This is a genomic window from Clostridium sp. AF28-12, from assembly GCF_003435225.1.
Classification (GTDB): domain Bacteria; phylum Bacillota; class Clostridia; order Lachnospirales; family Lachnospiraceae; genus Pilosibacter; species Pilosibacter fragilis.
Window position 1 is genome coordinate 30,550 of sequence record NZ_QWGJ01000013.1, and the last position, 13,809, is coordinate 44,358.

At 52.3% G+C, this 13,809-nt stretch carries 8 protein-coding genes; 5 read left to right on the forward strand and 3 right to left on the reverse strand.

Annotated features, from left to right (window positions below):
- From DWY93_RS11510 to DWY93_RS11520, 3 genes are all read right to left on the reverse strand, one after another.
- Positions 1-1,077, reverse strand: a complete 1,077-nt coding sequence (locus DWY93_RS11510) for a branched-chain amino acid ABC transporter permease (protein ID WP_117469334.1) — start codon at positions 1,075-1,077, stop codon at positions 1-3.
- A gap of 9 nt (positions 1,078-1,086) precedes the next feature.
- The gene (locus DWY93_RS11515; protein WP_117469335.1) at positions 1,087-1,971 is read right to left on the reverse strand and encodes a branched-chain amino acid ABC transporter permease; all 885 of its coding nucleotides are present in this window, start codon (positions 1,969-1,971) and stop codon (positions 1,087-1,089) included.
- 148 nt (positions 1,972-2,119) lie between these two features.
- Positions 2,120-3,337: an ABC transporter substrate-binding protein gene (locus DWY93_RS11520; RefSeq protein WP_117469336.1), complete on the reverse strand. Its 1,218-nt coding sequence runs from the start codon at positions 3,335-3,337 to the stop codon at positions 2,120-2,122.
- Positions 3,338-3,645: 308 nt separating this feature from the next.
- Between DWY93_RS11520 and DWY93_RS11525 the strand changes: the two genes are divergently transcribed.
- The 5 genes from DWY93_RS11525 to DWY93_RS11545 all read left to right on the forward strand — a co-directional run bounded on the left by DWY93_RS11525 (position 3,646) and on the right by DWY93_RS11545 (position 13,748).
- A complete protein-coding gene (locus DWY93_RS11525; protein WP_015554102.1) occupies positions 3,646-4,548 on the forward strand; it encodes a LysR family transcriptional regulator in 903 nt (300 codons plus the stop codon).
- A gap of 306 nt (positions 4,549-4,854) precedes the next feature.
- Positions 4,855-5,496: a vitamin B12 dependent-methionine synthase activation domain-containing protein gene (locus DWY93_RS11530; protein ID WP_117469601.1), complete on the forward strand. Its 642-nt coding sequence runs from the start codon at positions 4,855-4,857 to the stop codon at positions 5,494-5,496.
- Between the two features lie 23 nt (positions 5,497-5,519).
- Positions 5,520-8,012, forward strand: coding sequence for a homocysteine S-methyltransferase family protein (locus DWY93_RS11535; RefSeq protein ID WP_117469337.1), 2,493 nt, complete (start codon positions 5,520-5,522; stop codon positions 8,010-8,012).
- 396 nt (positions 8,013-8,408) lie between these two features.
- Positions 8,409-10,175: an arginine--tRNA ligase gene (gene argS, locus DWY93_RS11540; protein ID WP_117469338.1), complete on the forward strand. Its 1,767-nt coding sequence runs from the start codon at positions 8,409-8,411 to the stop codon at positions 10,173-10,175.
- Between the two features lie 366 nt (positions 10,176-10,541).
- Complete coding sequence (locus DWY93_RS11545) at positions 10,542-13,748, forward strand: DEAD/DEAH box helicase (protein WP_117469339.1); 3,207 nt, start codon at positions 10,542-10,544, stop codon at positions 13,746-13,748.
- Positions 13,749-13,809 lie beyond the last annotated feature (61 nt).

The window sequence follows — 13,809 nt, forward strand, 5'->3', positions numbered from 1 at the left end:
TTAAGCTTCCTCCTTTCCGGAATGGGCAGCATGCTGCGGTTTTAAGCCGCCGAAGATCCGCTTACGGAGCGTGATGAACTGCGGAGCGGAGTTGAAGAGCATCGCGAGGATCAGGACGATGGCGTAGATCAGCATACGGTAGTTGTTTAAACCTCTTAAAAGCTCCGGGAGCAGGTAGAGGATAACGGTTGAGATCACGGATCCACGGATGCTTCCGATTCCGCCGAGAACCACGTATACAAGGATCATGATGGACATGTTGTAGCCGAAGTTCTTCGGGAGAGCAGTAAGTGTCGTAAGGTTGTGGGCATAGAGAACGCCTGCAACGCCTGCCAGAGCAGCGGAGATGCTGAACGCCAGCAGCTTGTATTTTGTGATGTTGATTCCGATGGACTCAGCGGCGATGCGGTTGTCACGGATGGACATGATCGCGCGGCCGGTTCTGGAATTTACAAGGTTCATGACGATGATCAGTGTGATCAGGACAAGAATGATGCCGATCGTGAAGGTGGCTGCCTGCGGGGTCCCTGTGATCCCCTGAGGACCCTTGATGAGGACCTCGCCGCCATCCTTTAAGCCTAAGGACATGGAGTCCTTGAAGGAGATGTGGAAGCCGTCAGCGTCGCGTCCGAGGAATACGGCGTTTACAAGGTTCTTGATGATCTCGCCGAAGGCAAGAGTCACGATGGCGAGATAGTCACCGCGCAGACGCAGGACCGGGATGCCGATCAGAATGCCGAAAACGGCAGCAACGGCAGCGCCGACAAAGATGGCGATCACAAGACTTACGGTCGGATCGATCACGCCCTTCATGCACTTGGAAAAGAGGGCACCGGAGAAGGCGCCGACACACATGAAGCCTGCGTGTCCGAGGCTCAGCTCACCGAGGATTCCGACGGTCAGGTTTAAGGAAACCGCCATGATCACGTAGATACAGAAAGGAACGAGGAGTCCCTTTAAAAGGCTGGATACATGTCCGGTGCCCATGAGCACTTCCATGATGATCCAGGCAGCAACGACCATGCCGAGCGTGATCATATTGTTGATAAAGAGTTTCTTTTTTGCTGTACTTTTCATGGGAATCACCTACACTTTCTCGTTCAGTTTTTTGCCCAGGATTCCGGTCGGACGTACTAAGAGGACGATGATCAGGACGGAGAATACGATCGCGTCGGAGAGCTGGGAAGAAATATATGCTTTTGACAGGATCTCGATGATTCCCAGAAGGATTCCGCCGATCAACGCGCCGGGGATGGAACCGATCCCACCGAATACGGCTGCCACGAAGGCCTTGATGCCGGGCATGGATCCTGTGTAAGGAGTCAGGGACGGATAGGCGGAGCAGAGTAAAACACCGGCCACGGCAGCGAGGGCGGAGCCGATCGCGAATGTGAGCGCGATGGTTCCGTTTACATTTACTCCCATCAGGGTGGCGGCACCGCGGTCTTCCGATACGGCGAGCATGGCCTGTCCGGCCTTCGTTTTGTTAATAAAGGTGGTAAGTCCGATCATGATCACGATACAGGAAACGATCGTCACGAGAGTCTCACCGGTCACCGTGATGGCGCCGTCCGCGAGCTTCAGAGCCGGGATCGTTACGACAGAGGTGAAGGACTTTGTGTCGGCTCCGAATAAGAGGAGAGCAACGTTCTGTAATAAGTAGCTGACGCCGATGGCCGTGATCAGGACGGACAGCGGAGAAGCGTCACGCAGCGGTTTGTAGGCGACACGCTCAATGACGATACCGAGCACGGTACACACGATGACAGAAAGGAGAACGCTTAAGAAGACCGGCATTCCCATACTGTGTGTCGTGATAAAGACCACGTAGCTTCCGACCATGATGATATCGCCATGGGCGAAGTTTAACATTTTCGCGATTCCATAGACCATGGTGTATCCAAGCGCGATGATCGCGTAGACACTGCCAAGGCTGATTCCATTGATTAAGTAGTTGATAAAACCCGTCATAAATTTTACACCTCGGTATGTTTTCAATAGCTTTGGGTCAGGTCTGCGGGGAACGGTCTGGACACATCACAACGCAGGACCGTGAAAGAAACAAGAGGATTGCCGAAGCGACAATCCTCTTAACATGATGCCATTCTTAAATGATCGATTACATCGCCTGATATGCGCCGTCTACGACTTTGACAGCCTTCGGTGCCTTGTGCGGTTCGCCATCCTCTGTCCATGTCATGTCTTCACCGGTAAGACCATTGACTTTGATCTTTAACATGGCCTCTTTCATCTTATCGCAGGTATCGCTTACAGATGTCTCCGGTGTGATGTCAGCCTCTTCCATGGCAGCTTTGATCGCGTAGATCGCGTCATATGCGTCAGCAGCGAACTGGATCGGAGTCTCGCCATAGTTCTCTTTGTAAGAAGTTACAAATTTCTGGGTAAGCTCATCCTGAGCGTCAGCAGCAAACGGAGTTAAGAGCATTAAACCTTCAGCAAGCTTTGTATCAAAGTTCTCAACCTGAAGGATACCGTCCATACCGTCGCAGCCGAAGAATTTCGGAGCGTAGCCCATGGTGTCAGCCTGCTTGAGGATCAGGGATGCCTCTGTGTAGTAGATCGGAAGGAATACGAGGTCAGCGCCTGCGTCCTTTGCCTTCTGGAGCTGTGTGGAGAAGTCCTTGTTGGAATCTGCTGTGAATGCCTCGGCGTCCACGATCTCAAGGCCCTGGTTTGCAGCCTCAGCAGCGAATTTCTCGTAGATACCGCTGGAGTATACATCAGAGCTGTCGTAGATCACTGCGATCTTTTCCGCAAGCTTGTTCTCAGCAATATAAGTTGCGGATGCAGCACCCTGATCCGGATCGGAGAAGCATACACGGAACACGTTCGGGTTCTGCGCACACTCAACAGAGGAGCCGGACGGTGTGATCTGGAACATATTGTCAGCATTCGTCTTATCTGCAACAGCTACACACGGAGCGGAGGTTACAGTTCCCATGAGGACCTGCATGCCCCAGTCTTTTAATGTGTTGTAGGCATTGACGGATTTCTCGGCGTCGTGCTCGTCATCCTGGAAATTAAACTCGATCTGGTATCCGTTGATACCGCCGTCAGCGTTGATCTCATCAACAGCGATCTGTGCGCCGTTCTTAACTGCGAGACCATATACAGCAGCCGCGCCTGTGACCGGGCCGATACCGCCGATCTTGAATCCTTTGTCGGAAGATGCTTCGCTGGAAGCGCCAGCAGCGGCTGTTGTCGCGTCAGCTGCTGCAGCGGCAGTTGTCTCGGTTGTGGAAGATGAGCTTCCGCAGGCAGTTAAAGAAGCAGCCATTGCAAGTGCAAGGCTTAAACTTAAAACTCTTTTTTTCATAATTGATTCCTCCTCTAGAACTTGTTATCATGATAACCGTTCAACGCTCTGTTGAGTTGCAGTGAAGCGGTTAAAGATTATTTTGAATTATAGGGAGTTTGTTTCAGAATGTCAAGCAAATTAATTTTTTAACAAAAAAATGTTGCAGTTTGGCCCAGCAGCGCATGGACCGCAACGACCAGAGCCGGTGTGCCTTTGCGGAATGGCGGTTCGGATTGACAAAATGACTCACAGTGGATAAAATTTGACATATCAGGAGCCGGGAAGGGAAAACAACAGGCCCGGATCCACCCGAAAGGAGACGTGTTATGACGCTGACGCAGTTAAAGTATGTGATCACCATCGCGGATACCGGTTCCATGAATGAAGCGGCGAAGCTTCTTTTCATATCCCAGCCCAGCCTTTCGTTGGCGCTCAAGGAGCTGGAAAATGAGATCGGGACAGAGCTTTTTAAAAGAAGCAACCGCGGCGTTGTCCTGACACCGGAAGGACAGGAGTTCTTAGGCTACGCGAGACAGGTAACGGAACAGTATAAGCTGATGGAATCCCGGTATATTGAGAAAAAGAACGTGAAGAAGAAATTCGGCGTTTCCATGCAGCATTACACCTTCGCGGTAAACGCGTTTATCGAGATGGTAAAGCAGTTTGGTATGGATGAGTACGAGTTTGCGGTCCGGGAGGAGAAGACCTATGAGGTCATTGAGGATGTGAAGACGTTCAGGAGTGAGATCGGGATTCTGTATCTGAACGATTTCAACCGGAAAGTGCTCACAAAGCTTTTCGATGAGTCCGACCTGGAATTCTGCCCGCTTATGGACTGCGGGATCTATGTATATCTCTGGAAAGGCCATCCGTTAGCGAACCAGAAGGAGATCACCATCGAGGAGCTTCAGGAGTATCCGTGCCTTTCCTTTGAACAGGGAAATTACAACTCCTTCTATTTTGCGGAGGAGGTGCTGAGCACCTACAGCTATAAACAGCTGATCAAGGCCAATGACCGGGCGACCTTGTTAAACCTGATGGTAGGTCTTAACGGATATACCCTCTGTTCCGGAATCCTCTGTGATAATTTAAACGGTTCCGATTACTGGGCGGTGAAATTAAAGTCCGACGAGGTCATGACTATCGGATACTTAAAGAGAAAAGGGATCGCCCTGAGCCCGTTGGGACAGAAATATCTGGAGGAGATCCGAAAGTTCGAGGGCATGTAAGGGGACTGATCGGCGATAGGTAAAACCTATAACCAGACACATAGCGCCTGTATTGGACAGCGGCAGGCGGAACGTGGTATGCTATTAAGATCAGACGAAATGGATGATGAAAAGCAGGTTATAATGGAAATACTCTTTTAACCTGAAGTTATACGTGAGTTAACTGCCGGTTATATGACCTATTATAATAAGGAAGAAACTCGTTCAGACAGAGAAAATATCCAGAAACCGGCGTGCAGAATACTGCGGAATGTGGAAAATGCAACAGCAGGAAATTCAGGAAAACTGAAAGGAAGCAATGGAGTAATGCAGACTGACAGAAAAGAAGCGCTCCGATATCTGGGGCTTGGAAAACATGAACCGGATCCGGAGACGGAACGGCTTTTGGAGGAATGCATCCGGGAAGCGGAACGCGCAGCGGAGTTCAGGCATCTCGTGCGGGAATATCCGCTCTCTGTGGAAGAGGACGGAACCATCGATGGCGGCTGCTTCCGGACAAAGAGCGCAAACTTAAAAAAGAACCTGTCCGGCTGTGATTCCGTGCTTGTGATGGCGGCCACCGTGGGGGCGGAGGTAGACAGACTTCTCGCCCGGTACGGAAAGCTTTCTGTCGCGAAAGCAGTGGTCATGCAGGCAGCTGCCGCCGCAATGGTGGAGGCGTACTGCAATGAACTGAATGCCGGGTGGAAAAAGGAGTATCTGGAAAACGGTCTTTATCTGAGACCAAGATTTTCACCGGGTTACGGAGATTTTCCGCTATCGGCCCAGAAACAGATCCTTGACGGACTGGAGGCAGGAAAACGGATCGGGATCACACTGACAGAGGGGTATCTGATGATGCCGTCGAAGTCGGTGACGGCGGTGATCGGGGTGAGCCGGACACCGGCAGCCTGTGTGATCGAGGGATGCGAGGCGTGCGGAAAGAAAGACTGCGCGTTCAGAAGATAAGTTGAAGAAGATAGGAGAGAGCCATGGGAATTCTGGAACTGATGAAGGAGAGACGAATTTATTTTGACGGAGGTATGGGAAGCCTTTTGCAGGCCCGGGGTCTGAAGCCCGGCGAACTTCCGGAGACATGGAATCTTTCCAGACCGGAGATCATAACGGAGATCCACAGGGAGTACCTCGATGCGGGATCTGACGTGGTGACGACGAATACCTTCGGCGCAAACCATTTTAAATTTAAAGCGGAAGATGGATATTCCGTAAAAGAGATCGTGACGGCAGCGGTTCGAAATGCAAAAAAAGCCATCGCGGCGGCCGGACATGGTTACGCGGCTCTGGACATGGGACCGACGGGAAAACTCTTAAAGCCATACGGTGATCTGGAGTTTGAGGACGCCTATGAGGCCTATAAAGAGGTGGTCCTCATCGGAAAAGCGGCTGGCGCGGATCTTGTGATCATCGAGACCATGGGCGACGGATATGAGCTTAAAGCAGCAGTCCTGGCGGCGAAGGAGAACAGTGATCTGCCGGTATTTGCGACCGTCACGTTGGATGAAAAGGGAAAAATGCTGACCGGGGGCAACGTGGAGTCTGTGACGGCACTCTTAGAGGGACTGGGAGCCGATGTGATCGGTTTAAACTGTGGTCTCGGGCCGATCCAGCTGCTGCCGTTTATGAAAGATATGGCGAAGGTGTCCTCCTCCCCGATCCTCGTCAACCCAAATGCGGGACTGCCGAGAAGCGAGGGTGGAAAGACCGTTTACGATATCGATGCCGATGAGTTTGCCGCGGCGATGCAGGAGATGGCGAGAAACGGGGCAACGGTACTCGGCGGCTGCTGCGGAACGACACCGGAACACATCCTTAAGACAAAACTTGCCTGCGATGATATTCCTGTCTGTGAAATTACGGACAAAAACCGCACGGTGATCTCCTCCTACTCCCACGCGGTGACATTCGGCGGCAGACCGATCCTGATCGGGGAGCGGATCAACCCGACGGGAAAGCCGAAATTCAAGCAGGCGTTGAAGGATAAGGATCTGACCTATATTTTATCCATGGGTGTTGCCCAGCAGGAGAGCCGCGCCGATGTTCTGGATGTCAATGTGGGACTTCCGGGGATCGATGAACCTCAGATGATGGTGGACGTGGTAAAGGAACTTCAGGGTGTTCTGGATCTGCCTCTTCAGATCGACACCTCCGACCCGGTGGCCATGGAGCGGGCGCTCAGGATCTATAACGGGAAACCGCTGATCAACTCGGTAAACGGAAAGAAAGATGTCATGGAGCAGATCTTCCCCCTGGTAAAGCATTATGGCGGCGTGGTGGTTGCTCTGGCTCTCGATGGGAACGGAATTCCGGAGACGGCGGACGGACGACTTGCTGTTGCGAGAAAGATCTACGAGACAGCGGCGTCCTACGGGATCCCGAAAAAGGATATTCTCGTGGACTGTCTCTGCATGGCGGTGAGCTCCGATAAGAACGGGGCGCTCACAACACTGGAGACCGTGAGAAGAGTGCGGGATGAGCTTGGAGGAAAGACAGTCCTCGGTGTCTCCAACGTGTCCTTCGGACTTCCGATGCGTGAGAATATCAATGCCTCCTTCTTCCTTCTCGCGATGCAGAACGGACTTTCCGCGGGGATCGTGAATCCGAATCTGGAAGCCATGATGCAGGCCTATGACAGCTTCCTTGTGCTGTCAGCTCAGGATGAGAACTGCGCGGGATATGTGGGAATCTATGGTCCGAAGGAAGCGGAGAAGAAGAGACAGAAAGAGATCTTAAAGGCGGCGGCGGTGAACCAGGCAGCCGGGGTGAGTGGAGCGGCAGGCGCAGGAAACAGCAATGGAGCCGGAAATACGTCCGGCACAGGCACAGGAGCGGCAGATACCGGATCTGCGTTAAAAAAGAGCATTGTAAAGGGAATGTCTCAGGCGGCAGCCGATGCAGCGAAACTCGCCTTGAAGGACACGGATGCCTTAGAGCTCATCAATACGGATATGATCCCGGCCCTCGACGAGGTAGGAAAAGGCTTTGAAGCCGGAACCGTGTTCCTCCCGCAGCTTTTGATGAGCGCGGAGGCGGCGAAGGCAGCGTTCGCCGTCGTGAAAGAGTCCATGGAGGCCAGCGGTGAGGTACAGGAGAAGAAGGGAAAAGTGATCCTCGCCACGGTAAAGGGTGATATCCACGATATCGGAAAGAATATCGTGAAGGTCCTTCTGGAGAACTACAGTTTTGACGTGATGGATCTCGGACGCGATGTGCCGCCAGAGACCATCGTGGAAGCGGCAGTGAAGGAGCACGTGCCGGTGGTGGGACTCAGTGCCCTCATGACGACAACGGTTCCGGCAATGGAGGACACCATCAAGGCGCTCCGGAAGGATACACCATGGGTGAAGGTCATGGTTGGCGGTGCAGTCCTGACACAGGAGTATGCAGATGCCATCGGGGCGGATGCCTATTGTAAGGACGCTATGGCTTCGGTGAATTTCGCGACGAGCGTGATCGGGGAAGCGTAAAAGATAAGATGATATTTTCAACTGCCAGGTCTTTCATTGAAACCTGGCAGTTCGCTGTTCCTCCCCAATATGCCTGCCCATGACGTGTTCAGACCATAACCGAAAACAGCTCCTATTTCTTTCTGCACACGAGCAGGAGGTTTCTGGAGTGAAAATGCCGTACAATCCAGTGACAGTCGTGGGTTTTGTCGCGTTGAAATTCGAACTATCGGCAGGATCGGTTCCTGTTTATGTCATGCGTGGACGATAACAAAAATATCAACAGAACTATGGATTTTTCTACCGCGATACGGTATAATGATAGTTACTGTATAAGTCTGTGTCTGCAATTGCCATGTTTTTGGTATGGCGCGGGAAAATGATGCAGACTGGCACGCTAAAAAAGGAGAAAATCAGATGAAAAAAATTCTGGATATCATCACGGATGAGATGAAAAAAGCTTTTGCGGCGAACGGTTACGATGAGAACTTTGCAAAAGTGACTCTGTCCAACCGCCCGGATCTCTGCGAATACCAGTGCAACGGCGCGATGGCAGCCGCAAAGACATATAAAAAGAAACCGATCGATATCGCGAACGGTGTAGTAGAACAGTTAAAAGACAGCGAAGTATTTGAAGAAGTGAATGCCGTTATGCCGGGATTCATCAACTTGAAATTAGACCCGGCTTTCCTTTCCGGCTACATGAACGGAATGAAGGGTGCAAAGAAGCTCGGAATGGACGAGGTCGAGAAGCCGGAGACAATTGTTATCGACTACGGCGGAGCAAACGTCGCAAAGCCGCTCCACGTCGGACATCTCCGTTCTGCGGTGATCGGTGAGGCGTTAAAGCGTATGGGACGATTTGTGGGCCACAAGGTCATCGGAGACGTTCATCTCGGTGACTGGGGACTCCAGATGGGCCTTATCATCGAGGAATTAAAGGACAGAAAGCCGGAACTTCCGTACTTTGACGAGAGCTTTACCGGAGAGTATCCGGAGGAAGCGCCGTTTACGATCTCTGAGCTTGAGGAGATCTACCCGGCAGCCAGCGGAAAATCCAAGGTTGACGAGGCATTCAAGGAGCGCGCCCAGGAGGCGACCTTCAAGCTTCAGAGCGGATACGCGCCGTACCGCGCGATCTGGAAGCATATCATGAATGTTTCCTTAAAAGATTTAAAGAGAAACTACGCAAACCTTGACGTGGATTTCGACCTGTGGAAAGGTGAGAGCGACGCGCAGCCGTATATCCCGGGCCTGATCAAGGACCTCCAGGATAAAGGACTTGCATATGAGAGCCAGGGTGCCCTCGTTGTTGATATCGCCGAGCCGACCGATACCAAGGAGCTTCCGCCGTGTATCGTGAGAAAATCTGACGGCGCGGCCCTCTACGCGACTTCCGACCTTGCGACCATCGTTGAGAGAGAAGAAGATTTCAAGCCGGATCACTATATCTACGTAGTGGACAAGCGTCAGGAACTCCACTTTACACAGGTCTTCCGTGTCGCAAAGAAGGCAGGGATCGTTCCAGCAGACCGGAAGATGGATTTTGTCGGCTTCGGTACTATGAATGGAAAGGACGGAAAGCCGTTTAAGACGAGAGAAGGCGGCGTTATGCGTCTTGAGAACCTGATCGCAGATATCGACGAGGCGGCTTACAACCGTATCATGGAGAACCGTACCGTTTCTGAGGATGAGGCGAAAAAAACGGCTGAGATCGTAGGTCTCGCTGCTTTAAAATATGGTGATCTCTCTAACCAGGCGACAAAGGATTATGTCTTCGATATCGACAGATTTACTTCCTTCGAGGGAAATACAGGTCCGTATGTTCTCTACACGATCGCGAGAATCAACTCCATCTTAAAGAAATACAGTGATACCTGTGAAAATACAGAGAGCGGCGAGATCCTTCCATCGTCTGCTGAGCCGGAGAAGACCTTGATGCTCGCCCTTTCCCGGTACAGCGATGTGATGCTTACCTGCTTCGAGGAGCTTGCGCCGCATAAGATCTGCGCTTACATTTACGAACTCTCAAATGCGTTAAATCACTTCTATCATGAGACGAAGATCATCGCTGAGGAAGACAAGAAGAAACAGGCGGGGTACATCAGCCTTGTTACGTTAACACGTGATGTGTTAATGACATGCATTAACGTTCTGGGATTCAGCGCACCGGAACGGATGTGATGAAACAGCCTGTCATGCGGCTATGCAGAAGGGCAGGCTTGCCTGCACAGATGCATAGACATATGACAGGCAAAACTTCATGAGCAAGTAGGCCGTCAGGCTGGATTGCGAATGAAGTCAGGATCGTGGGAGCACGAAGTGCGGAACGATCCGTTTCAGGGCTGGAAAGCAATAAAACAAACAGCGGCTATGCAGAAGGGCAGGCTTGCCTGCACAGATGCATAGACATATGACAGGCAAAACTTCATGAGCAAGTAAGCCGTCAGGCTGGATTGCGAATGAAGTTAGGATCGTGGGAGCACGAAGTGCAAAGCGATCCGTTTCAGGGCTGGAAAGCAATAAAACAAACCGGGGGGACGGAATGATATGGAAGTAACGGAACTTACTGCCGAAACCTTCTGGAAAGGCGAGACAGAGATCAGGGGAACCGTCATGGACGGGGAAGATGAATACCGTGTCCGTATCCTGCGCAAGGGTAGTCAGAATTTTGACTACTCTTGTTCGCATATCAGTAAAACGGGAAGAAATCTCGGCTTTTGCGGAGTATCCTGCACACAGGGACCCGACGGGATCCCCATGTGCCCGCATGCCCATGCCCTGCTTGCGGAATGGCTCCGGAGAGAGAGCAGGGAGTCGAAACATCCGGTTTCCACATCCCAGAAAGTCCGGTTTATGGTCCGGGAGTACACGAACCGCGAGGTGAGCCGGATCATGGGGGCCTCCGAGGAGGGACATTACCGTCTGATCCCTATCGTTACGATCTCAAGAGACCAGGTGCGGGTCCGCTTCACGGTGGGCCGTGAAAAACAGTACCCGGTGAAGGATCTGACAGCCTTTGCGAAGGCGATGGAAACCATGAGCCTTGTCCAGTACGGAAAAGGGCTGGCGTTCCATCACAGTCTTCAGGCTTTTGATGAGGAGAGCCGGGCGTTGGCGCTTCTCATCATGGAACGTGTCGGCTTTTTTAGGGAACAGTACCGCGGAAACGGCCGGTTTTCCATGGAAGCGGAACCGGCGTTAAAAGAACTGATCCTGGGAAAAGCCGGACGAGAGCGGTTCTTTGCCATCATGGACGGTCAGACCATCGAGTGTGAGGATTACCGGAAAAAAAAGAGAATGCTGACGGTAAAACGGGAAAATCCTACATTTACCGCTGTTGTAAAGAAAGAGGGACGGGACGGGATCAAGGTCATTGTTGACAAGGACATTATGGCCTTTTCCGGCGAAAAGTCCTTATTTATCGCGGACCAGGAATCGATCTGCCGCTGCGATCCAGACTACACGGAGTGCCTGACCGTATTCATGGAATACATGGTCATGGGGCTTGATGCGGAGAATGAAGTCTCCGTCAATGACCGGGACATGCCGCTCTTTTATGAGAGAGTTTTGAGAAAGCTGGAGTCTTTCGGACTGATCCGCTCCGAGGGCGTGGATCTCGAGAGCTACCGCCCGAAGGAATTGAAGGCCTCCTTCTATTTTGACAGCGATGCCGCTGGAACCGTCACCCTGCGTCCGGAGCTCGCCTACGGCGATTTCTCCTTTCACCCGCTGGCGGACGAGAATTTCCCGAAAGAGATCTGCCGGGATGTCCCGGGAGAATTCAAGGTGAGCCAGCTGATCACCACCTACTTTAAGTATACGGAAGACGGATCCGGAAACCTCGTGATCAAGAATGACGACGAGGCGGTATATCGTCTGATCTCCGAGGGCATGAAGAAATTCATGGATACCGGGGATGTGTTCGTGTCCGAGTCCTTCAAGAAGATCCGCGTCCTGCCGCCGGTGAGCACATCGGTCCAGGTACGGACGCTGGGAAGATGGCTGGAACTTGAGGTAGACACTGGGGCGCTTCCGCGGGAAGAACTCGCTGCGGTGCTGGCGGCTTACGGAAAGAAAAAGAGCTTTTACCGGATGAAGAACGGCGATTTCCTGACTCTGGGGGATGGCGGACTTCTCACGGTCGCAAAGATCGCGGAACAGCTCGGTGTCGCGAAGGAACTTGTGGGTTCCGACACGATAAAGCTCCCTGCATACCGCGCTATGTTCCTGGACGCGGCGTTAAAAGAGGATAAGAGCGTCAGCGTGTACCGCGACCAGCTGTTCAAGGCTGTGGTCCGTGGCATGAAGGACGTGGAGGACAGCGATTATGAGATACCGAAACGCCTTGCATCGACGCTTCGAAGCTACCAGAAGGTGGGCTACCGATGGTTAAAGAGCCTGGATGCCTACGGCTTCGGCGGAATCCTTGCGGACGAGATGGGTCTGGGAAAGACGATCCAGGTCATCGCCCTTTTGCTGGATGAAAAGGCAGAGAACGGCGGCACGTCTCTCGTGGTGTGTCCGGCATCCCTGGTATACAACTGGGAGAACGAGTTTGCCCAGTTCGCCCCGGAGCTTAAGATCATGACGGCAGCGGGGAACCAGGCAGAGCGCGAGGAGATGTTCGCAGCTTATGAGAAGGAGCACCCGGATGTGATCATTACGTCCTACGACCTCTTAAAGCGCGATATTCTCTGGTACCATGAAAAGGAATTCCGCTTCGAGATCATTGACGAGGCCCAGTACATCAAGAATTCCTCCACACAGGCAGCGAAATCCGTGAAGGCTGTTCCGGCAAAGACGAGATTTGCCCTGACAGGAACACCCATCGAGAACCATCTTGGGGAACTCTGGAGTATCTTTGACTTCCTGATGCCGGGATTTTTATTCACGTCACAGAAGTTTAAGCGTGCGTTTGAGATGCCGATCGTGAGGGATCAGGATCCCAATGCCCTGGTTCAGTTAAAAAAGCTTACGGGACCGTTTATTTTGAGGCGTTTAAAGAAAGATGTCTTAAAGGAACTTCCGGATAAATTAGAGACGGTTCTCTACTCCAACATGGAGGGCGAGCAGAAAGACCTCTACACGGCGGCGGCAGCTTCCTTAAAGGAACAGCTCATGGAGGGAACTGACGGAGATTACGGAAAAGAGCGGATGCAGATCCTCGCGGAGCTCATGCGTCTGCGCCAGATCTGCTGCGAGCCGTCTCTATGCTTTGATGGCTACAAAGGTGGATCCGCGAAGCTCGATACCTGTATGGAGCTTCTCTTAAACGGAACATCTGCGGGACATAAGATCCTCCTGTTCTCCCAGTTTACATCGATGCTTGAGATCATCGCGAAGCGCTTAAAGAAGGAGAAGATCCCGTTCTACCTGCTCACCGGCTCCACGCCGAAGCGGGACCGCGTGCAGATGGCGTCTTCGTTCCAGAAGGACGATGTGATGGTGTTCTTAATCTCACTGAAGGCCGGCGGAACCGGATTAAACCTCACTGCGGCGGATGTGGTGATCCACTACGATCCGTGGTGGAACGTGGCGGCACAGAACCAGGCCACAGACCGCGCCCACAGGATCGGGCAGGAGAACCAGGTCTCCGTATTCAAACTCATCACGAAGCACACCATCGAGGAGAATATCCTGAAGCTTCAGGAGATGAAGCGGGATCTGGCGGATACCGTGGTGACGGAAGGAACAGGAGCGCTCAGCAGTATCACGAGAGAAGACCTCATTCGTATGCTGGACGAAGATATATAAGCGATATGCCCGTATCAGACGGACATACGGTTCCTGTCAGCGCGAGACGTAGACGGGAACG